The organism is Nitratireductor sp. StC3, from assembly GCF_003015025.1.
Lineage (GTDB): Bacteria > Pseudomonadota > Alphaproteobacteria > Rhizobiales > Rhizobiaceae > Mangrovimarina > Mangrovimarina alexandrii.
Map to the genome: position 1 here is coordinate 1 of NZ_PYBP01000009.1, position 21,634 is coordinate 21,634.

Annotated in this window: 21 protein-coding genes; 11 read left to right on the plus strand and 10 right to left on the minus strand. The window is 64.3% G+C overall.

Annotated elements, in window-relative coordinates; translation table 11 throughout:
* Window positions 1–295: 295 nt before the first annotated feature.
* Window positions 296–757, plus strand: coding sequence for a hypothetical protein (locus C7T96_RS17205; protein WP_106572494.1), 462 nt, complete (start codon window positions 296–298; stop codon window positions 755–757).
* Between the two features lie 89 nt (window positions 758–846).
* Here C7T96_RS17205 and C7T96_RS17210 read toward each other — a convergent pair whose 3' ends face one another.
* From C7T96_RS17210 to C7T96_RS17250, 9 genes are all read right to left on the minus strand, one after another.
* Window positions 847–1,866: a type II secretion system F family protein gene (locus tag C7T96_RS17210; protein WP_106572495.1), complete on the minus strand. Its 1,020-nt coding sequence runs from the start codon at window positions 1,864–1,866 to the stop codon at window positions 847–849.
* A gap of 28 nt (window positions 1,867–1,894) precedes the next feature.
* On the minus strand, window positions 1,895–2,908 hold the full coding sequence (locus C7T96_RS17215; protein WP_106572496.1) for a type II secretion system F family protein: 1,014 nt from the start codon (window positions 2,906–2,908) through the stop codon (window positions 1,895–1,897).
* Window positions 2,909–2,934: 26 nt separating this feature from the next.
* Window positions 2,935–4,422, minus strand: coding sequence for a CpaF family protein (locus C7T96_RS17220; RefSeq protein WP_106572497.1), 1,488 nt, complete (start codon window positions 4,420–4,422; stop codon window positions 2,935–2,937).
* Window positions 4,423–4,452: 30 nt separating this feature from the next.
* Complete coding sequence (locus C7T96_RS17225; RefSeq protein WP_106572498.1) at window positions 4,453–5,736, minus strand: CpaE family protein; 1,284 nt, start codon at window positions 5,734–5,736, stop codon at window positions 4,453–4,455.
* A gap of 24 nt (window positions 5,737–5,760) precedes the next feature.
* A complete protein-coding gene (locus C7T96_RS17230; RefSeq protein WP_106572499.1) occupies window positions 5,761–6,465 on the minus strand; it encodes a CpaD family pilus assembly lipoprotein in 705 nt (234 codons plus the stop codon).
* Window positions 6,466–6,482: 17 nt separating this feature from the next.
* On the minus strand, window positions 6,483–8,051 hold the full coding sequence (locus tag C7T96_RS17235) for a type II and III secretion system protein family protein (RefSeq protein WP_106572500.1): 1,569 nt from the start codon (window positions 8,049–8,051) through the stop codon (window positions 6,483–6,485).
* Window positions 8,048–8,860, minus strand: a complete 813-nt coding sequence (gene cpaB, locus C7T96_RS17240) for a Flp pilus assembly protein CpaB (protein WP_106572501.1) — start codon at window positions 8,858–8,860, stop codon at window positions 8,048–8,050. Before cpaB ends, C7T96_RS17235 begins: the two co-directional genes overlap by 4 nt.
* A 131-nt stretch (window positions 8,861–8,991) precedes the next feature.
* Complete coding sequence (locus C7T96_RS17245) at window positions 8,992–9,504, minus strand: prepilin peptidase (protein WP_106572502.1); 513 nt, start codon at window positions 9,502–9,504, stop codon at window positions 8,992–8,994.
* A gap of 142 nt (window positions 9,505–9,646) precedes the next feature.
* Window positions 9,647–9,823 carry a Flp family type IVb pilin gene (locus tag C7T96_RS17250; protein ID WP_106572503.1) on the minus strand — a complete coding sequence of 59 codons (177 nt, stop codon included), beginning with the start codon at window positions 9,821–9,823 and terminating at the stop codon, window positions 9,647–9,649.
* Window positions 9,824–10,319: 496 nt separating this feature from the next.
* Between C7T96_RS17250 and C7T96_RS17255 the strand changes: the two genes are divergently transcribed.
* From C7T96_RS17255 to C7T96_RS17265, 3 genes are all read left to right on the plus strand, one after another.
* Window positions 10,320–10,760: a pilus assembly protein N-terminal domain-containing protein gene (locus tag C7T96_RS17255; protein WP_106572504.1), complete on the plus strand. Its 441-nt coding sequence runs from the start codon at window positions 10,320–10,322 to the stop codon at window positions 10,758–10,760.
* 183 nt (window positions 10,761–10,943) lie between these two features.
* The gene (locus tag C7T96_RS17260) at window positions 10,944–11,522 is read left to right on the plus strand and encodes a TadE/TadG family type IV pilus assembly protein (protein WP_106572505.1); all 579 of its coding nucleotides are present in this window, start codon (window positions 10,944–10,946) and stop codon (window positions 11,520–11,522) included.
* A gap of 103 nt (window positions 11,523–11,625) precedes the next feature.
* Complete coding sequence (locus tag C7T96_RS17265; protein ID WP_238719940.1) at window positions 11,626–12,198, plus strand: TadE/TadG family type IV pilus assembly protein; 573 nt, start codon at window positions 11,626–11,628, stop codon at window positions 12,196–12,198.
* Between the two features lie 21 nt (window positions 12,199–12,219).
* Here C7T96_RS17265 and C7T96_RS17270 read toward each other — a convergent pair whose 3' ends face one another.
* Window positions 12,220–13,164 carry a PhnD/SsuA/transferrin family substrate-binding protein gene (locus C7T96_RS17270; RefSeq protein ID WP_158264404.1) on the minus strand — a complete coding sequence of 315 codons (945 nt, stop codon included), beginning with the start codon at window positions 13,162–13,164 and terminating at the stop codon, window positions 12,220–12,222.
* A gap of 129 nt (window positions 13,165–13,293) precedes the next feature.
* Here C7T96_RS17270 and C7T96_RS17275 point away from each other — a divergent pair, with 129 nt between their 5' ends.
* The 7 genes from C7T96_RS17275 (at window position 13,294) to recF (ending at window position 21,540) form a co-directional block, all read left to right on the plus strand.
* Complete coding sequence (locus C7T96_RS17275) at window positions 13,294–14,532, plus strand: phosphopentomutase (protein WP_106572507.1); 1,239 nt, start codon at window positions 13,294–13,296, stop codon at window positions 14,530–14,532.
* Window positions 14,525–15,421 carry a bifunctional DNA-formamidopyrimidine glycosylase/DNA-(apurinic or apyrimidinic site) lyase gene (gene mutM, locus C7T96_RS17280; protein WP_106572508.1) on the plus strand — a complete coding sequence of 299 codons (897 nt, stop codon included), beginning with the start codon at window positions 14,525–14,527 and terminating at the stop codon, window positions 15,419–15,421. The genes C7T96_RS17275 and mutM overlap by 8 nt, the downstream gene beginning before the upstream one ends.
* Window positions 15,422–15,459: 38 nt before the next feature.
* Window positions 15,460–16,233 carry an enoyl-CoA hydratase gene (locus C7T96_RS17285; RefSeq protein ID WP_106572509.1) on the plus strand — a complete coding sequence of 258 codons (774 nt, stop codon included), beginning with the start codon at window positions 15,460–15,462 and terminating at the stop codon, window positions 16,231–16,233.
* A 151-nt stretch (window positions 16,234–16,384) separates the two neighbouring features.
* A complete protein-coding gene (rpsT, locus tag C7T96_RS17290) occupies window positions 16,385–16,651 on the plus strand; it encodes a 30S ribosomal protein S20 (protein ID WP_106572510.1) in 267 nt (88 codons plus the stop codon).
* An 854-nt stretch (window positions 16,652–17,505) separates the two neighbouring features.
* Complete coding sequence (dnaA, locus tag C7T96_RS17295) at window positions 17,506–19,035, plus strand: chromosomal replication initiator protein DnaA (protein ID WP_106572511.1); 1,530 nt, start codon at window positions 17,506–17,508, stop codon at window positions 19,033–19,035.
* Between the two features lie 200 nt (window positions 19,036–19,235).
* Window positions 19,236–20,354, plus strand: a complete 1,119-nt coding sequence (gene dnaN, locus C7T96_RS17300; RefSeq protein WP_106572512.1) for a DNA polymerase III subunit beta — start codon at window positions 19,236–19,238, stop codon at window positions 20,352–20,354.
* 28 nt (window positions 20,355–20,382) lie between these two features.
* The gene (gene recF, locus C7T96_RS17305) at window positions 20,383–21,540 is read left to right on the plus strand and encodes a DNA replication/repair protein RecF (protein WP_238719939.1); all 1,158 of its coding nucleotides are present in this window, start codon (window positions 20,383–20,385) and stop codon (window positions 21,538–21,540) included.
* The last annotated feature ends 94 nt before the right edge of the window (window positions 21,541–21,634 follow it).

The window sequence follows — 21,634 nt, forward strand, 5'->3', positions numbered from 1 at the left end:
GGAAGTACGGCGATATCCGCGCCATCTGGCCCTCGCTCAGCAGAAACAAATCACCCATCACGGCCTCCTTCTCAAAGACCGTGAATCACATCTCAAAAGGAATTAATAGGTCCTGAGCCTAGACCCCTTCGCCCAGCCTTAGCCGCCTGACCACCGGCGCGCGGCAAACGCGCCGCCGACAACCAGCTTTTCGGCCGCCAGACCGGCCCTGAAAAAAGTTTCGAACCTTTTCGTCCCTTCCCGCGACCAAGTTAACGCAACGCTTGTTCGCAGTTCAAAAGGAAGGGACCAAAAAATGTTCGCAAAACTGCTCTCCATTCTCCTCGCTGCCGCGCTTGTGGTCGGCATCGGCGCCGCGATGACAGGCCCCGCCGCGGCGCGGGACGGCGCCAATCTCCAGCGCGAGACCGGCACCGAGAAACTGGGTCGGGAACTCAAGGCGATCGGCACCCCGGCGCGCACCCGCGCCAAGATCATCTCCTCGGTCGGCCTGGCGATCGGCACCGCCGTCGGCGAGGTGTCCACCACGGTGGTGACCTGCATCGCCCGGTGCTTCGGCGTCGACAGCGACTACCGGCCGGGCGACATGTCCAAAAAATCCTGGAAGGGTTTCAAGAAGATGTGGGGCATCAAGGACAGCCCCGCCAAGCCGCCCAAGCCGGTGCGCGCACGCCCCAACTATCGCGAGGCCCCGGTGCTGCGGCGCACCAATCGCGGCATGGGAACCCATATGGGCTATATCGCCGTCGATCGCTGAACCGCCGCCCGCAAGCACCATGCAAAACGCCCCGCGCGATTGTCGCCGGGGCGTTTGTTGCTTTGTAAAGAGGCCGGTCCCGCGCGGCGCTATCGGTCGCTGGACGATTGCTTCTTGTCGCCGAATACGCCCTGTTCGGAGAACTGCATAATGGCGGGGCCGAGGATGACGGCGAACAGGACCGGCAGAAAGAACAGGATCATCGGCACGGTGAGCTTGGGCGGCAGCGCGGCCGCCTTCTTTTCGGCCGCGTTCATGCGCATCTCTCGGCTTTCCTGGGCCAGAACCCTGAGCGCGTGAGCAACCGGCGTGCCGTAGCGTTCGGCCTGGATCAGAGCCTGGCTGACGCTCTTGACCGCCTCGAGCCCGGTGCGGCCGGCAAGGTTTTCGTAGGCCTGACGGCGCTCTTGCAGGAAGGACAGCTCGGCATTGGTGAGCACGAACTCCTCGGCGAGCTCGACGGACTGCACACCGATTTCCTCGGCCACGCGCCGGAAGGCCGCCTCGATCGACATGCCCGATTCCACGCAGATCAGCATCAGGTCGAGCGCGTCGGGCCATGCTTTCTGGATCGACTGCTTGCGCTTGGTGGCGCGGTTGTTGACATAGATGATCGGGGCGTAGAAGCCGGCGTAGGCGGCGGCGATGACGATGAACACCTTGACCAGCATCGGCTGGTCGGCCATGCCGCCGAGCACGAAGATATACAAGCCGCCGAGCACCAGCCCGACCACGGGCAAAACCAGCCGAAAAAACAGGAAGCGCGTCAGCGGATTTTCGCCGCGAAACCCGGCCATGCGCAGCTTCGACAGGGTCGCCTGATCGACCAGGGCCCGCTTCAAATCGAGCCGCTCGACAATATCGCGCATGCCGCGCGACTGTTCCTCGCGCAAGCCCTTGCGGCGCCGGTCCGCCTCGGCGGCGAGACGCGCGCGCTGCTTGGCCCGCAATTCGTCGCGCTCCAGCGCGACCGTCTTCATGCGCGTTTTGAGCTCGCTCCCACCCAGCGCCGGCATGGCCGTGAACACGGTCGCGAAGACGGCAACCGCAACCAGCAGCCCGACGAGGAAGGCCGGTTCGAATATCGCGTTGACGATCTGGTCGGTCATGGGTCGGCCTTTTCGAAATGCGCCGTCTTCAAATGTCGAAATTCATCATCTTCTTCATCACGAAGATCCCGACCGACATCCACAGCAGCGATACGCCGAGCACCATGTGTCCGGTCGAGGTGGTGAAGAGCGGCATGATGTAATTCGGGCTGGTCAGATAGACGAGGAAAGCCACGATGAAGGGCAGCGCGCCGATAATGGCCGCCGAAGCCTTGGCCTCCATCGACAGGGCCGAGACCTTCGCCCGCATCCGCTTGCGGTCGCGCAGGACCCGCGAGAGATTGCCCAGCGCTTCGGACAGATTGCCGCCGGCCTGGCTCTGGATCTGGATGACGATGCCGAAGAAGCCGGCCTCCGGGCACGGCATGGTTTCGGCCATGCGCAGCGTCGCCTCGGGCAGCGAAAGACCCATTTGCTGGGCCTCGACGACGCGACGGAATTCGCCGCGCACCGGCTCCTGTGACTCGTTTGCGATCAACCGCACGCCATCGTTGATCGGCAGACCGGATTTCACCGAGCGTACGATGATGTCGAGCGCATTGGGCAGCTCCTCGAGAAAGGCCTTGACCCGTCGCGCGCGCAAATAGGCCAGTCCCCAGCGGGGCACGCCGATGGCGCCGGCAAGCAGCGCCCCGGGGACCGCCCACAGTGGCGCGCCGGCGAAAAACGCCACGATCGCGAAGAACAGGCCGCTAAAGGCCGAGATGACGTAAAACCGCTGCACCGGCATATTGAGGCCGGCCTGCTTGATCTGGCCCTTCAGCGGCGGCTTGCGCGTGCGGGTGTCCTTCGCCCGCTGCTTCTCGTCCAGATCCTTGAGCGAATCCTGGACCGATTTGCGCCGCTTGGCCGCTTCGGCCATACGATCACGCGAGGCCTTGACCACATTGCGGTCGGTCTCCGCCTTCTTGATCGTTTCCAGCCGCCGCCCTGCCTTGCGCTCGTTGGCGATGGTGTTGAACATGAACGCATAGGCGACCGCGCCGGCGCTGAGGCCGGCGAGCAGGATCACCGCCAGAACGGTCGTATCAAGTCCGAACATCGGCCTATTTCCTCACCGCGTTCACGTCAGCCGACCTGCTTTTCCATGGCTTCCAGCGCGTTGGCCAGCCGCGCTTCCTCGCCGTAGTAGCGGGCCCGATCCCAGAAATTCGGCCGACCGACGCCGGTCGAGGTGTGATTGCCGACGATGCGCCCGTTCTGGTCTTCGCCGCTGATGTTGTAGAGCACCAGGTCCTGCGTCACGATGACGTCGCCCTCCATGCCGATCACCTCGGTGATGTGGGTGATGCGGCGCGAACCGTCGCGCAGACGGGCGGCCTGGATGATGACGTCGACGGAGCCGACGATGATCTCGCGTACCGTGCGCTGGGGCAGCGAAAACCCTCCCATGGCGATCATCGATTCGATACGGTTGAGACATTCGCGCGGCGAATTGGAGTGAATGGTGCCCATCGATCCGTCATGGCCGGTGTTCATCGCCTGCAGCAGGTCGAACACCTCGGACCCGCGGACCTCGCCCACGATGATGCGTTCGGGGCGCATACGCAGGCAGTTCTTGACCAGCTCGCGCATGGTGATTTCGCCCTCCCCCTCGAGATTGGGCGGCCGCGTCTCCAGGCGCACGACGTGCGGCTGCTGCAGCTGGAGTTCGGCGGAATCCTCGCAGGTGATGATGCGCTCGTCGCGGTCGATATAGTTGGTCAGGCAGTTGAGCAGGGTCGTCTTACCCGAGCCCGTCCCGCCGGAGATGATGACGTTGCAGCGCACGCGGCCGATGATTTTCAGGACATCGGCGCCTTCCTGCGAGATGGCGCCGAATTTCACCAGCTGATCGAGCGTCAGCTTGTCCTTCTTGAATTTGCGGATGGTCAGCGCCGTTCCGTCGATGGCGAGCGGCGGCGCGATGACGTTGACGCGGCTGCCGTCGGGCAGGCGCGCATCGCAGATCGGGCTCGATTCGTCGACGCGCCGGCCGACCTGGCTGACGATGCGCTGGCAGATATTGAGGAGTTGCTGATTGTCGCGGAAGCGGACCTTGGTCTGCTCGACCTTGCCTTCGACCTCGATATAAACGTGCTTGGCGCCGTTGACCATGATGTCGGCGATTTCGTCGCGCGCCAGCAACGGCTCCAGCGGCCCATAGCCCAGAACGTCGTTGCAGATATCCTCGAGCAGTTCCTCCTGCTCGGAGATCGACATCGCAAAATTCTTGATCGCGATGATGTCGTTGACGATATCGCGGATTTCCTCGCGCGCCGTCTCCGGTTCGAGCTTGGCGAGCTGCGACAGGTCGATCGTGTCGATGAGCGCGGAAAAAACCTGGCTCTTGGTGTCGTAATAGTTTTCCGTGTGCTCGCGCTCCTGGCGCGCGGCCGGCTTGGGCGCCGGAGGCGGCTCGACCGCCCGGCGCGGCGGCGCGGGCGGTTGCGGCGCGGCCGCGCGCGGCTGGGCTGCGGGACGGTCGGCATCGTCCGGCGCCGCCGGCGGGGGGGCAACCGGCCGGCTGACCGGCTCTTCCCTCAACGAACCTTCGCTACCACGTCTTCCAAACATGTCCCACGCACCAATTTCGCAATTTCGTGGCTACTTCCGTGCCTTCAGCTTGGCGAGCATTCCGGCCAGGCCAGTTTTGGTCTTGGTCTTTATTTCGCTTCGACCGGTCAGCACATGCGCGATTTCGGAGATCGATTTCACGATCATGTGCTGCGCATCCATCTCGCCGAGCATCCGGCCATTATTGGCCGCATTGCCGAAAAGCTGCGCCTCGAACGGGATCGTCGCCAGTGGCACCAAGTCGAGCGGTTCGGCAAAATCCTCCGCCGAGATCTCGGGCCGCTTGGGCATGCCGGCCTGATTGATGACCAGATAGGGGGGCTTATCGTTCGGCCGCAGCTTCTTGAGCGTGTCGACGAGGTTCTTGGTGTTGCGCAGATTCGCCAGTTCCGGCGACGCGGTTATGACGATGTCGTCGGCCTGGACCAGCGTCTTGCGCGTCCAGCCGTTCCACCCGTGCGGGACGTCGAGGATCAGAAGCGGCGCGCTGCGCTGGGCGATGTCGATGATCTGGGCGAAGGCGTCGGAATCGAAATCATAGGCCCTGTCGAGCGTGGACGGCGCGGCCAGCAGGGAGAGATGTTCCGAACATTGGGCTAGCAAACGGTCGAGATAGACCTCGTCGATGCGCTCGGGCGAAAACACGGCCTCCGCGATGCCCTGAGCCGGATCCTGGTCGAAATTGATATTCGCCGTGCCGAACGGCAGGTCGAGATCAGCCACGACGACTTCGGAACTGAACGTCGACGACACCATCCAGCCGACATTATGGGCAATCGTCGAGGAACCGACCCCGCCCTTGGCGCCGACGAAAGCGATCGATTTGCCGAGCGGCTCGGCCTCGGGGTCGACGAAAATCTGAGAAATGATCGCGACCACATCGGCCAGCGAAACCGGAGCCACGACATATTCCGATATGCCGGCGCGGATCAGTTCGCGATACAGCCACACATCGTTGTAATGGCCGATGATGATGACCTTGGTCGAAGGATCGCACACATCGGCCAGTCGCTGCAGCGATTCCAGCATTTCCTTGGGCTCGTCGCGGGATTCCAGAACGATCAGGTTCGGCGTCGGCGCGGCCGCGTAATATTCGAGTGCGGCCTCAAGCCCACCCATGTGAACCGTGAGATGGGCCTTGGCCATACGCCGGTCGTCGCCGGCGCGCTCAATCGGTTTGGCCACACTCTCGGTTTCGCAGAAAGCCTGGATCGATATCCGCGGGATGGGACGCAACGCATTGAGCTGCGCCACTTCGCCGTCCGTCACCGCTTCGTCCAGCTCGCCTTCGCTGTCATAAGCCAGATTGTTCATCGTCCTCGCCTCGCTTCCGGCTCGTCAGTACTGGGTGACCGGGGCCCATTCGGTTTCACGGCTCTGGTAGTCCTCGATCGCCACCCCGCGATTGGCGGCGTCTATCTCGGTGGGGGCCCGCGGTCCCAGAAGGTCTGCCGGATTGGCCAGTTGGGCAGCCAGATTGTTCTGATAGGCGCAGCCGAAATTCGTGTAGTGCTTGTTCTCGCTCGTCTTGAGCACGTCGTCGGGCCAACGGCCGCATTGGCCGACATGGGCCTTCATGCGGCCATGCACGAGACGGATCGGGGCTGTCTGGTCGGGGGCGCCCGCATCGTAGGGCACGGTGACGATGCGCCCGGCCGGGATGCCCTTGCGCTGCATATAGTCGGCGATCTCATAGGCAGCCGCGCTTGCCGAGGCCGCGTTGGCGGAATTGGCCGGGACCATGATGCTTATCACGGCGCCAGCACCGCGATCGTAATTGGCGACATAGCCGTCAACGGCCGCACGATGGATCCGGGTCATGCCATGCTCGGACAGGCCGACGGGCAGGTCGAGCACCTCGTCCTGTTCGGAGATGATGATGGGGTGATTGGTCCGGTAGTCGTCCGGCACCGAACCGACCGTGATCGAATCGCGCTTGGCGCAACCGCCAAGCAGCGCGGCCGCCGCGATCGCGGCAAGAACGGTGGCGGCACGCCGCGACGGGCGTGCGGCCTGGGGCAGACAGGAGAGTGCACTACGCATCGTGCCGTTCCTCGCGATCATTTGTAGATGTAGCCGACCACACCGTGGTAGCGGCCCTTGGGCTTGTTGGTCTTCATCGTGCCGTAGACGCGATTGACACGGCCCAGAAACATGCCGGCGCCATCGCTGGCGGCGTTGAAATTGTCGTCCGGGCGGGCAAGCTGCTGGCGGGCCACCGGGCGCGCCAGATAGGGCGTGACGATGATGACGAGTTCGGATTCGTTGCGGACGAAGTCGCGGCTGCGGAACAGCGTGCCCAATACAGGCAGCTTCGACAGGCCGGGCAGTCCCGATGTCGCCTGGCGGATATCGTCGCGAACGAGGCCGGCGATCATCATCGAGCCGCCCGACGGCAGTTCCACGGTCGTGTCGGCAAGCCGCTTGCGGATCGACAAGAGATTGGTGGCGGTCCGCCTGCCACCGGTGCCAAGCGGGACCGATCCTTCCGTCGTCGGCTCGGAGACCGAGGTGCGGACCTTCAGGCTGATGCGGCCGGGCGACAGCACGACGGGAAGGAATTCCAGCCCGATCCCGTATTCCAGCTTCTCGATATCGTAGGAAATGCCACCGGTCTCCGAATCGACCTCCTGGCCCACGACCAGGTTGAACTCGCCACCGACCCGGAATTCGGCCTTCTCGCCGGAGATCGCCGTCAGCGTCGGTTCGGCGAGCGTCTTCATCACGCCAGCCTGTTCCATGGCGTTGAGATAGGCGTCGAGCGTGCTCGACCCGAAGGCCGTGCCGAGGCTGAGCTGCGATCCGGTCAGATGCTTGCCAAGACCGGAAATATTCTCGCCGATCGCGCCCCAGGAAATGCCGTTGGAGGTGCCGGAACCCATGATGTTGACGCCGAGTTGTTTCATGACAACGCGGCTGACTTCGGCAACGGTCACCTTGAGCGTGACCTGATCCTCGCCGACGATCTTCAACAGGTTGACGATCTGGCTGACGCGCCGCTCGGCGTCGGGGTTGTTGATGTCGACACCGCCGCCATCGGTCGGCGCGGCTGCGGTCTGGGCATATTGACCTGTCGTCGCTTCACCGCCGGTGACGAAAATCTGCGCCAGCCGGGCGGCGCGCGAGGCGTCGAGCGGTGTCTCGACCGTTCCTGTCAGGACGACGTTGTCGTTCAAAAGCTCGACGGTGATGTCGGAATTCGGGATGAACCGTTCGAGATAATCCTCAAGCCCGGCCACGTCGCGCTCGATCGCCAGGTCCAGGCTCGCGATCTGTTCGCCATTGGCGCCGAAGACATAAATATTGGTTTCGCCCACCTGCTTGCCGAACAGATAGATGCGTCGCGCGGTACGCGTCACGGCGTCGGCAACCGTCGGATTTGCCACCAGGATGTCGTAGGCGTCCTGCGGCAGATCGATAACGACAGACTTGTTGAGACCGAGCTTGATGCGCTGGCTCGTCGAACTGGTCGAGCGCACCTTGACCTGGCCAGCGGCCGCCTCGCCCGATCCGAAACCGGGTACGGCGGGCAGGCCGACCGCCGCCATCGCGAACAGGCACGTCGCGATCCCCGTGGCGATCGGAGCCTTGAGACCCTTTTCCGGCAGCTTGCGAATATGCGACGTCATTTGCGCGCTCCAACTTCAGAGACTTCGCCCGATTTGATCAGCCGAACCGTGCCGCGCCGGCCATTGCCGGACACCAGATAGTCGGCCTCACCGGTCGGTTTTTCCTGGGCATCCTTGATCGAACGCAGCGCCAGCGTCAGCCTGTCGGCGAGCTGCTGGGCCACGGTGATGATTTCGGCCTGCTGGGCCGTCAGTTCGAGGGTCGCCGTCTCACCGACCTTGACCTTACGGCCTTCCTCGTCCTCGGTGATCGTCTGATCGATGGCCAGGACCCGGATATTCTTCAGGATGGTTTCGGTGACGAAACCCTGGGTGCCGCCGCTCTCGGCGCGGCGCGTCATGATCACGTCGACAAAGTCGTTGGGCAGGATGAAACCACCAGCCGAGGTGTCGGCAGAAATCTGGGTGGCGATCGCGCGCTTGCCGGATGGCAGGATCGCGGACATGAAGCTTTGACCGGCGCCGATCAGTTTGGAGCGCCGCACCGGTTCGCCGGCATATATCGGCAGGCGGGCAATCGCCCCTTTCAGCGTTTCCTGGGCGTCGCCTTCGGCTTCACGCGTTATGAAACCATCGCTGACCGCCTCGGACGGCCAGTCCTGCCAGCGCATCTGGTTTTCCAGCGGTTGACCGACCGGCAGGTCCTCCGACAACACCAGCACCTCGGTCATGCGGACCGCCGGTTCGCGCGGCACCGCGTCCGCAACCACGATCGGCGCCGGCGCCGTCGCCAGGTTCTTCGCGATATAACCGGCAACACCGGCCGCGACGACGGCAACACCCAAAATGATCAAGCGTGAAGTGTTCATCAACCCGCACCTTTACCCGGCGATTTACGTCCACCGGCGGCGACAATGCGGGAGCAATCGTCAAATTAGGGTTAATGCAATGCTTACGATCGTCCTTAATTCAAGGTTTACGGATCGCAGTGCCTAACCGCCTAGACCTGGGCGAGCGCCCAGACCATCAGGGGCGAGTGCAGATAGGCGGCCAGACCGCCGAGGCCGAGCGCGATCCCATAGGGAACGCCGGCGTCGCGGTCGGCAAAATTGCGCAGGATCAGATTGTTGACCGTGATGTCGGCGAAAAGCGAGCGGCGATAAAGGAGGATGAAAAATGTGAGCAGGCCGCCGAACATCGCCGAAACGGTGAGATAATAAAGCAGGTTCATGTCGAACCCCATCCACAATGCCGTGGCCGCGAGCAGCTTGGCATCGCCGCCGCCCATGCCGCCGACGGCAAACAGGGCGAAGGTGACGGCGAGCACCGCAGCCATGGCGGCGAAATGCATGCCGAACTCGGGCCAGGCCATGCCGGTCAGCGGGGCCAGAACGGCGAAGGCGGCGACAAGCAAGACCGGCACGCGGTTGGCGATCGTCATCGACAGCATGTCGGAAACGGCCGCGAAAGCCATGCAGAACGGAAAGATGACGAAGATCGCCGCTTCAATCATGATCGCCTCACCGGTTGGTATGGTCCAGGATAGACCCAGCGCGCTTAAACAAGTGTGAAACCCGAAACCGCGCAAAGCAAAGGGGCCGCTCGACAAGCGGCCCCTCGGCTAGATCGGGCATTTGACGGCCCGAAGGCGGCGACTAGTCGGCCGTATAGTCGAGTTCCTTGGAGATTTCCGTGAACTGCTTGTCCAGCGACGTGCCGAGGGCACCGGCGCCGGCCATGATGGCCACGGCGATGAGGGCGGCGATCAGACCGTATTCGATAGCGGTCGCGCCGGATTCGTCTTTCACGAAACGTGCAAAAAGCTTAGACATTCGAGAGCTCCTACTCCACGTGTTACAGCACAGCCCGTCAACATTTCTTCGTGCGTTGATCGGATGGCCAGACACTACGGGGAAGCTGTTTCGATCGGCTTAAGAAACAGACTTACCGAAACCCTAACCCTTGCGACCGCCCCTGTTGGTTAAATTTGGCATAAGCAAAACCCGCGCATTGTATGCTTTGCCGCCCGCCTCGATTCGATCCGAAACGGCGGTCGCCCGAGCACCGGCACAATGCGCGTGGTCGCCGTTCCCTACTTGAGGCGGGGAGCTCCTTTACTTGGAGCCTGCTTGACGGCGACGGGGACGCGCGCCGTCGGCTCGACGCCGCGAATACGACCTCACCGGGATCGTGAAAGACTCGCGCACGCGAGCGGGGTATCTCGTCACCGGGGACCAAAAGGGCAGTCCCGCCAGGTTCGCGGCCGCGCTTAACCGAAGATTCACCAATACGGTTCATCTTTCGGCAAGCACGAGGCGGAGAGACCCCATGGCGTCGACATCGAAATTCCCGGCACGACATGTCCTTATCGGCACGTTGGCGGCGCTGTCGCTGGCAGCCGGGGCCGCGCCTGCGCTGGCCGAAGCGGGCATCCGTATCCTCATGAACGAGGCCAAGATCGTCAAGCTGGCCCGGCCGGCGGACACGATCGTGGTCGGCAATCCGCAAATCGCGGACGCCTCGGTCCAGGATGCCACCACGCTCGTGCTGACGGGGCGCGGATTCGGCGTCACCAATATCGTCGTCCTCGACCTGGACGGGGCCCCGATCGTCGACGAACAGATCTACGTGGCCCGCCAGGACACCAAATCCGTGCGCGTCTATCGCCGCGCCGAGGTTCAGACGCTGTCGTGCACGCCCTATTGCGAGAGCTCCTACAAGAGCGATGCCGAACGCCTGTCCGAAAGCGAGATGGGCGCCAGCCAGTAGCGCACCAACCGCCTCAGCCCCCCGGAAACGGGGCGAAGCCAACGGATCCCGCCCGGTTTCGGCTGCGGGTAAAGCATCGGTAAACGGGGCGTGGATAATTTTCCTGGTTGCCAAAACGGGAATTCAACCGCCATGCGCTAGACGTCTTTGCACGACTGCAATTGGGGTTGGCAGGAGTTGGCAATGACACAGCATAAGTCGGCAGGGCGTCAGGCCGCGACGACAAGGAAACGCAGAGGCCTTGTCGGCCGATTTGCGCGCAGTCGCGACGGCGCCGTCGCCGTCGAGTTCGTGGCGCTGGCGCTGCCGTTTTCCATGCTTGTCTTCGCAATTCTGGAAAGCTGCATCTCGTTTGCCGGCCAGCAAGTTCTGACGACCGCGACCGACAATGTCGCGCGTCAGGTGCGCACCGGCCAGATCAAGGCAGCCGGCCTGAACGAGGCCGTGCTCAAGCAGAAAATCTGCGACCAGATCGAAATCATCGTCGCGGCCGGCTGTCCCGGCCTGGAAGTAGATCTGCGCGAATTCGCCACCTTCGAGGAAGCGGCCAAGGTGCGCATCAAGCTGACCGCGGACAAGGATATCGACACCAGCGATTTCGACGTCGATCCCGGCCCGTCGCTGAGCAAGAACATGCTCAGAGTTTTCTATCGCTGGCCGGTTATGACCGACTTCATGCGCAAATCGATGTCGAATCTGAAGGACGGCAAGACGCTGCATTTCGCGACGGCCACCTGGCAGAACGAGCCGTTCGACGATTGATGCCGCCGTGGCAGCACGAGGTGCGCCGCGCGAGCAAAAAGGGATAGAAGCGATGTTAGGGCGAAACGGATTTTCGTATCGGAGTGTGCTTTGCAAGGCGACGTTGGTCGGCCTGTGGCGCGACCGGCGCGCCGCAGCCGCACTGGAGTTCGCCTTTGTCGTGCCGATCCTGATCGGGCTTTATTTCATGACCATGGAGACCTCGCAGGCGATCGAAGCCAACAAGAAGACCGGCCGCATCGCCTCGATGATCGCCGACCTCGTCACCCAGCAACAGCAGGTCACCGAAGCCGAGATCGACGCCATCATGAAGATCGGCGGTTCGGTGATCCAGCCCTATAACCGCACCGCGCCCTCAATCTACGTCACCGGGATCGAAATCACCGACGAGGACACGCCCAAGGTCAAGGTCGCCTGGTCGCGCAAGATGATCAACGGCACCGCGAGCGACCACCTGACGGCCGGTACGACGACGACCGTGCCCGAGGACCTCAAGGTCAGGGGTACCTTTCTCATTCGCGGCGAAGCGGAACTGGACTACAAGCCGGTCCTGACCTGGAACGCCGAAAAGAAGGCCACGATCGGCCTGGCCGCCGCCTTCGACAAGATCAGCATGGGCGAGCAATATTATTTGCGGCCCCGCATGAGCCAGCAGGTCAAATGCGTCGACTGCTGAAGGACGGCGGCTCGCTCCGGCTCACAGGCCGGCCGGGTGCCCAGATGATTTGGCAGCGGGCGGCGCGGCGGCAGGAGACGGCAGGGGCGCAACGAGTTCCATCAGGCCCAGCACGCTTCGATAGTCGGACTGGGACACCCGCAGAAACCCGCCCTGGCGCTCTTCCTCCACAAGATCGTAGATGTCGGGCTGCTGCTGCTTCAGGCTGGTCAGAAATCGCGCCAGCGCCTGTTTGAGCTCATCCGGCAGGTCGGTGCGGATCGCGTGCGGACCATAGCGTATCGGCGCCGAGGTCCACGCGATATCGAAACCATCCGCAGCGAGGCCGGCCTTCACAAGTCGGTCGACCGTACCGCCGGTTGCGCCGCCGACGCGCTCATACGCCCAACCGAAAAGGCCATCGACCTTGCCGGCGATGAAGCGGCGCTCGGCCTCGGCCGCGCTTTTCACGGCGACGCGTCGTTCGTCCGCGATCTCCGCCTCGTCGGCGCCGCCCGTCGAGGCCAGGCGCGGCAACAGATCCGACGCCAGACTGCCCGGCACATAGGCGATGCGCGGCGGCGTCGGCCGCTCGACCACGCCCGGCGCGACGATCAGCTGGGCGCGAATGCCGGTGGCACCGTCCCGCGAGATCGGCGCGGCCAGCGGCTCCACACAGTTGCAACGACGCCAGGCCAGCGCGTAGGCCAAAGCCGAGTAGACCGCGTAGTGCACACGCGCATTGGCATGCGCGTCGATCAGGGCGGCGAAATCGCGCGCAACGAAGATGTCGACGGGAATGCCCAGGGCTTTCGAGAAGGCGCGCTCGATCGCCGATGCGCCCGGCACCGCCGCGCCGGCGCCGGGACGCGCCAGCATGCCGATCCGCAAGGTGCCGACCTCTTCCTTCCAGCCGGCCTGCGCGGGCGACGACCCCAGCGCGATCGTCGCGGCCACGGCCAACCCCGCCAACGTCGTCCGCCTCATCGCCATCTCCGCCTCGCTGCCGCTATGTGTCCCCTATCGCATGGCGACCTTGCCGTTTGGTTTCCGAATTGCCAATTCACCGCTTCAATTCTAAGTGTCGTTGGAACCAATGTGTAAGGATGTTCAGCCATGGCGCGCGCCTTTTTGTTCGTGCTCGACTCCTTCGGCATAGGCGGCGCGCCGGATGCCGCCGATTTCGGCGACGAGGGCGCCAACACTTTCGCGCATATCGCGCAAGCGGCTGCAGACGGAATGGCCGATCGGGCGGGACTACGCCGCGGTCCCCTCGCCCTTCCCAACATGACCGAGCTCGGCCTTGCCCTGGCCGCCGAGACGGCGACCGCCCCGAACGGAAAGGCGCCCAGCCGGCATGGGGCGGGCGGATTTTTCGGCGCCGCGCAGGAGGTCTCCAAGGGCAAGGACACCCCGTCGGGCCATTGGGAGATCGCCGGCCTGCCCGTACCGTTCGCGTGGGGTTATTTCCCCGACACAACGCCGAGCTTTCCCGACGACCTCGTGGCGGCGATCCTGCGCGAAACCGGCCTGCCGGGGATTTTGGGCAATTGCCACGCCTCGGGCACGGAGATCATCGCAAAGCTCGGCGAGGACCATATCCGCTCGGGCAAGCCGATCTGCTACACCTCGGCGGATTCGGTGTTCCAGATCGCCGCGCATGAAACCCATTTCGGCCTCGAACGGCTTTACAAGCTGTGCGCCACTGTCCGGCGACTGGTCGACCCGCTCAATATCGGCCGCGTGATCGCGCGGCCTTTTATCGGCGAGACGCCGGCCGATTTTGTCCGCACCGCCAATCGGCGCGACTATGCGGTTCCGCCCGTCGAGCCGACGCTGCTCGACCGGGTGACCGAGGCCGGCGGCCGTGTGATCGGCATCGGCAAGATCGGCGATATCTTCGCCCATCGCGGCGTGAGCGAGGTGCGCAAGGCGGCCGGCAATATGGCGCTGTTCGACGCCGCGCTGACGGCGATGGACGATGCCGTCGCCGGCGACCTGGTGTTCGCGAATTTCGTCGATTTCGACATGTTGTTCGGCCACCGGCGCGACGTCGCCGGTTACGCCGCCGCGCTTGAGGCATTCGACGCCCGCTTGCCCGAAGCGCTGTCGCGGCTCGCCGAGGGCGACCTTCTGATCCTGACGGCCGATCATGGCTGCGACCCGACCTGGCCCGGCACCGACCACACGCGCGAGCGCGTACCCGTGTTCGGCACCGGCCCCGGCCTGGCACCGGCGGCGCTCGGGGTGCGCACCAGCTTCGCCGATATCGGCGAGACGATCGCCGCGCATCTGGGCTTGCCGGCCGGCCCGTACGGCCACTCTTTCCTGCCCGAGCTGCACGCCCATGCCTGAGCTGCCCGAAGTCGAGACGGTGCGCCGCGGGCTCGCCCCGGTGATGGAGGGCGCGCGTATCCTGTCGGTCGAACAGCGGCGGCCCGACCTGCGGTTCCCGTTTCCCGCCGACTTCGCCGGCCGGCTGACCGGGCGGCGGGTCGACGGCCTGTCGCGGCGCGCCAAATACCTCCTCGCCCATCTCGACGACGGCCTGACCCTGATCAGCCATCTGGGCATGTCGGGCTCCTGGCGCATCGAGACGGACGGGCCCGATGGCGACTCGCCCGGCCGCTTCCACCATGCCCGCTCCAAGAATGCCGCGCATGACCACGTCGTCTTCCATCTCGCGCCGAAGACCGGCGCAAACGCCCGGATCGTCTTCAACGACCCGCGCCGTTTCGGCTTCATGGCTTTCGCCGAGGAAGGGGAACTGGCCGCGCATCCGCTGATCGGCAAGCTCGGCGCCGAACCGACCGGAAACAGGCTCGACGGCGCCCTGCTCGCGACCCTGTTTCACAACCGGCGCGCACCGCTGAAGGCCGCCCTGCTCGACCAGCGCCTGATCGCCGGGCTCGGCAACATCTATGTGTGCGAGGCCCTGTGGCGAGCGGGGCTCGCGCCCGACCGCGCGGCCGGGTCGATCGTGAACAAGCATGGCGGTGCGACGGCGGCCTGCGACCGGCTCGCCGCGGCGGTCCGCGCGGTGATCGCGGACGCCATCGAGGCCGGAGGCTCGTCGCTGCGCGATTACGTCCATGCCGACGGGGCACTCGGTTATTTCCAGCACCGTTTCGCCGTCTACGACCGCGAAGGCGAGCCGTGCGTCCAGCCGGATTGCGACAGCGTCGTCTTGCGCACCGTGCAGTCGGGCCGCTCGACTTTTTATTGCCCCGCGTGCCAGCGCTAGGCTAGAGCACATGCTCGCAAAACCGGAGGAGATACCCGATGGCCTATGAAACGATCCTGGTCGAAACGCGCGCGCGGGTCGGCCTCATCACGCTGAACCGGCCGAAGGCGCTCAACGCGCTCAACACCACGGTGTTGGCGGAGGTGATCGCGGCGCTCGACTCCTTCGAGGCCGATGCCGGCATCGGCGCGATCGTGATCACGGGGTCGGAAAAGGCCTTCGCGGCCGGAGCCGACATCAAACAGATGCAGTCGATGGAATTCGTCGACGCCTTCATGAGCGACTTCTTCGCCGGTTGGGAGGCGCTGACGCGGATCCGCAAGCCGATCGTGGCGGCCGTTTCCGGCTATGCGCTCGGCGGCGGCTGTGAATTGGCGATGATGTGCGATTTCATCATCGCCGCCGAAAACGCGAAATTCGGCCAGCCGGAGATCACGCTCGGCGTCATGCCCGGCATGGGCGGTTCCCAACGGTTGACACGCTTTGTCGGCAAGGCCAAGGCGATGGATATGTGCCTGACCGGGCGGATGATGGACGCCGCCGAAGCCGAACGCGCGGGCCTGGTCTCGCGGGTGGTGCCGACGGGCGACCTACTCGAGGAGGCGCTGGCGGCGGCCGGCAAGATCGCCTCCTTCTCGCTGCCGGCGGTGATGATGGCCAAGGAAGCCGTCAACCGCTCCTACGAGACCACGCTTTCGGAAGGACTGCGCTTCGAGCGGCGGGTGTTCCATTCGATGTTCGCGCTCGAGGACCAGACGGAAGGCATGGCGGCTTTCGCGGAAAAACGCACGCCGAACTTCCGCAATCGCTGACACGGGCGCCTGCCATCAAAGGGCGTTGACGTGGGAAAAAAGCTGCACTATAAGCCGCGCCAACAGAGGCGGCCCTGCGGCCGCCCGATTGTTTTCGTGCCTACCGGCTTTGCGGGCGCGGCACGAACGTCAGGATAACCAGAGAGGCACCATGGCCAATACCACTTCGGCCAAAAAGGCCACGCGCAAGCTCGCGCGCCGGACCGAGATCAACAAGAGCCGTCGCTCGCGCGTGCGCAATTTCGTGCGCAAGGTTGAAGAGGCGCTGGCTACCGGCGACAAGAGCGCTGCTGAAACGGCGCTCAAGGCCGTTCAGCCCGAGTTGATGCGGGCGGCGACCAAAGGCGTCCTGCACCGCAACACCGCCTCGCGCAAAGTGTCGCGTCTGGCGCAGCGCGTGAAGGCGCTTTCAGCCTGAAGGCAGCATCGGGCACAGCCGCCCCGTCTAGTTGCAGGAATGCCCGGCCGTCTGAGCCGGGCTTTTTTGTTTTACTGCCAAGCACTTGTCCGTTACGGGCAAACGCGGCGTGAAAAATTCGCGTCAATTGCTTTGCCGGCACAGGCGGTTTTGACGCTGGACGACCCTTTGACGAGCCGCGGCGACTCAGGCTCGATCCACAGGTAATATCTTTTTAAATCAATACCTTACCAGAGGTCATACACAGCTTCTCCACATGTGCGGTGGACCGGCTTTGCCGAAATTGTGTCAAGCGAAAAAAAATAGATTTTTTATGTAGCCGGCCACGAAAGAAACGGTCCGAGAAAAGGGTTTGATTCAAAACGGTTTAGGGGCGCCGCCCCTTGATTCGTTCCATCGGGGACATGGCCCCAACCGCCCTACAAATTAAAAAACCCTTACCCGCGGCCTTGCCCTTCAGCCGTCACATTTTGTAATGTCCACCCATCGGAAGGGACAAGGCCCTCGGGCCTCAATACCCAGAAAATCTACCGTTTTCAGCGCGGGAAACATCTCTCGCGAGCGATAGGTTTTTGCCTTTCGTCACGCCGCCAGTCCGGCGTGTTTCAGGTCGAGGAGTGACGAGGAACGGACCGGCATCTTCCGCCGGCACGGGGAACTTTGCGGCCTATGTTCAAGCAGTCTCCGCGCGTCCGCGCGCTGGGACGTAAAGGGGGTGGGCTGACCAGATGCGGTCGGTTGTATTCGAGTGAAGTGGCGGGCGGTGCGATGCGCCGTTGCGTCAGAACGTGGACGCTCGCGGCCAGGGCCTGCGCGCGACGGGAATGCATATCGTTATGAAAAGGAAAGTTGGGATGCAGGGCGGCATGGGAACGGAGGTCAAGGCGGGGCTTCCTTTCGTGAGGGCAGGCGGGGACGTTCATGATATGAAAACCGGTTCGTCCGCTTCCGAGATTTTCGAACGCATCCGGGTGCAGTTGCGCGCGCAGCTCGGCATGGAGGTCTATTCAAGCTGGTTCGGGCGCATGAAGCTCGCCGAGGCGTCCCGCGGGCTTGTCCGCCTGTCCGTGCCCACCGCCTTTCTGCGCTCCTGGATCAACAGCCATTATCTCGACCTGATCACGGAGTTGTGGCGGCGCGAAGAGCCCGGCCTGCTGCGCCTGGAGATCGTTGTGCGCACCGCCACACGCAACACGCGGCCCAGCGAGAGCGAAACGACCGATGCCGGCCCGGCATCGCACGCCGCGGGCACGGCGCTGGCGAGCGGAACGATCAGCCAGAAAAGGCCGAGCCAGCCGCGCCGTCCCGCGGTCGAGTCCGCGCGGGGACAAAACGTTCTCGGCTCGCCGCTCGACAGCCGCTACACGTTCGAGTCGTTCATCGAGGGACCACCCAATCGCGTCGCCTTCGCGGCCGCCCGCACCGTCGCGGAAAACCCGACCGCGTCGCTGCGCTTCAATCCGCTCTTCCTCCACGCCTCCGTCGGTCTCGGCAAGACGCATCTCCTGCAGGCGATCGCCGCCGAGGCGCTGGCGCGCAACCCGCAGTCGCGGGTGGTCTACCTGACCGCGGAATATTTCATGTGGCGGTTCGCGACCGCGATCCGCGACAACAACGCGCTGACGCTGAAAGAGCAATTGCGCGACATCGATCTGCTGATCATCGACGACATGCAGTTCCTGCAAGGCAAATCGATCCAGCATGAATTCTGCCATCTTATCAACATGTTGCTTGATAGTGCCAAGCAGGTCGTGGTGGCCGCGGACCGGCCGGCCTCGGAGCTGGAATCGCTCGAGCCGCGCGTGCGCTCCAGGCTGCAGGGCGGGGTTTCGCTGGAAATGGCCGCGCCCGACATGGACATGCGCCTGCGCATGCTTCAGCAGCGCCTGGAGGCCGCACGCACGGAAGACCAGACGCTAACGATCCCCGAAGAGATCCTCGAACATGTCGCGCGCGCCGTTACCGGCTCCGGGCGCGAGCTTGAGGGCGCCTTCAACCAGTTGCTGTTCCGCCGCTCCTTCGAGCCGCAATTGTCGATCGAACGCATCGACGAGCTTCTGGGCCATATGTTCCGTCCGGGCGACCCGAAACGGGTGCGCATCGAGGACATCCAGCGCATCGTGGCGCGCCATTACAACGTTTCGAAGACGGAATTGCTGTCCAACCGGCGTACCCGCACCATCGTCAAGCCGCGGCAGGTCGCCATGTATCTGTCAAAAGTCATGACGCCGCGCTCGCTGCCGGAGATCGGCCGGCGCTTCGGCGGCCGTGATCATACGACTGTGTTGCACGCGGTGCGCAAGATCGAGCAATTGTCGGGCGACGACAACACGCTGGCCCAGGAGCTGGAGCTTCTGCGCCGACTGATCAGCGACCAGGCCTGACCGGATTCAGGGCCCGGCCGCCGGCTTTGCGGTTCGCGGACCCGTTATCCCCGAAGAATACGCGCCGGTCGAGCGTTCGGCCGGCGCGCGGGCTTGCGTTTGCCGGAATTTTCCTGTCATTTTGGTTTGATTCCGGCCCGTTGCGGGCCGTTTCCTTCTGCGCTTCCCGCGAAGCCCGCCCGGTATGAGACCTCGAAGTCATGCGTGTCACACTCGAACGTTCAAACCTCCTGAAGTCGCTCAACCACGTCCATCGCGTGGTCGAACGCCGCAACACCATTCCGATCCTGTCGAACGTTCTGCTCAGGGCCGAGGGCGCCGTGCTGGAGATGAAGGCGACCGACCTCGACATCGAGGTCACCGAGGCGACCGCCGCCCAGGTCGAACAGGCCGGCGCGACGACGGTGCCCGCCCATCTGCTCTACGACATCGTACGCAAGTTGCCCGACGGCGCCGAAGTCATGCTGAAGACCGACGAAGACGGACGCTCGATGTCGGTGATCGCCGGGCGGTCCAACTTCCGGCTGCAATGCCTGCCGCAATCCGACTTCCCGGAGCTGACGGCGGGGTCGTTCTCGCACATTTTCCGCATCGAGTCCGAGGCGCTCAAGGGCCTGGTCGACAGGACCCAGTTTGCGATCTCCACGGAAGAAACCCGCTATTATCTCAACGGCATCTTCCTGCACACGCTGGAAAGCGCCGGCGCGCTGGTGCTGCGCGCGGTGGCGACCGACGGGCACCGCCTGGCGCGCGCCGACATGGAGGCGCCGGCCGGCTCGGAAGGCATGCCCGGCATCATCATTCCGCGCAAGACGGTGAACGAGCTGCAGAAGCTGGTCGACGCCCCCGGCGTCAAGGTGGCGGTCGAACTGTCGGAAACCAAGATCCGCTTCACCATCGGAAGCGTCATCCTGACCTCCAAGCTGATCGACGGCACCTTTCCCGACTATCAGCGCGTCATCCCGACCGGCAACGACAAAAAACTCGTCATCGACCGGCAAAGCTTCGCCGATGCCGTCGACCGTGTCTCGACCATCTCGTCGGAACGCGGCCGCGCGGTCAAGCTGGCGATTTCGGACGGCCAGGTGACGTTGACCGTCAACAATCCGGACTCCGGCAGCGCGGTCGAGGAAATCGCCGCCGACTACGACGCCGACCCGATCGAGATCGGGTTCAACGCGCGCTATCTGCTCGACGTCGCCGGCCAGTTGAGCGGCAGCGAAGCCAAGTTCCTGCTGGCCGACGCGGGATCGCCGACGCTCATTCACGATATGGCCGACGAGCAGGCCCTGTACGTGCTCATGCCCATGCGGGTGTGACCGGAACGCCGCCCGCGATCCGGCGACCGTGACGGACAAACCGCCCCAGATCCGAATAGGTAAGCTTACACTTACCGATTTTCGCAATTACGCCGCCCTCAGCGCTAGGTTCGACAATGGCGCGGTGGTGCTGACCGGGGAAAACGGGGCCGGCAAGACCAACCTCCTGGAGGCGATATCGCTGTTCGCGCCGGGGCGCGGCCTGCGCCGGGCGACCTATGGCGACATGACACGCGAGGGAGCGTCGGGCGGTTTCGCGCTCCATGCCAGGCTGGACTGGCCGGACGGACCGGTCGAGATCGGCACCGGTGCCGGCGGAACGGAAAACGGCGAGGCCGAAACCGGCCGGCGCGTGCGCATCAACGGCGCGCCGGCGCGCTCGGCCGACGCCATGCAGGAATGGCTGCGGGTCATGTGGCTGACCCCCGCCATGGACGGGCTGTTCACCGGTCCGACCGCGGACCGGCGTCGCTTCCTCGACCGGCTCGTGCTGACCATCGATCCCGCGCACGGGCGCCGCGCGCTCGCCTTTGAAAAGGCGATGCGCGGACGCAACCGGCTGTTTGCCGAGAATGCGCGCGACCAGACCTGGTTCGCCGCGATCGAGGCGCAGATGGCCGAGACCGGCACGGCGATCGCGGCCGCGCGTGTCGAAATGGTGCGACTGTTGAGCGCCATGATCGAACGCGCGCCCGACGGCGACACCTTTCCGCGCGCCGATCTGGCCTTGTCGGGCTTCGTGGAGGAGATGCTCGCCGACCGCCCGGCAATCGAGGCCGAGGAACTGTTTCGCCACCGGCTGGCCACCGAGCGCGAGCGCGACCGCGCCGCCGGCCGGGCCCTTGATGGGCCGCACCGCGCCGACCTCCTGGTCCGCCATCGACCCAAGAACATGCCGGCGGCGCTGTCATCGACCGGCGAGCAAAAAGCCTTGCTGGTCGGCATCGTGCTGTCGCATGCGCGGCTGACCGGCGAGATGGCCGGCATGGCACCGGTGCTGCTGCTCGACGAGATCGCGGCCCATTTCGACCATCGCCGCCGCGCCGCCCTGTTCGACATCCTGCACGATCTCAACGGCCAGGTCTTCATGACCGGCACCGAGCCGGAACTGTTTTCGGCGATCGCCGAACGAGCCCAGTTCGTGTCGGTTTCCGGCGGCACGCTCACCGCCGGCGGTCGCGGCTGACACCCGGTCGCATTTCCGGCCATGTTGACGTAGCGTTACGGCGCGCCGGCGCGAGAGGGCGGCCGGTCACGACACGCGACAGGTTAAAAAGGCG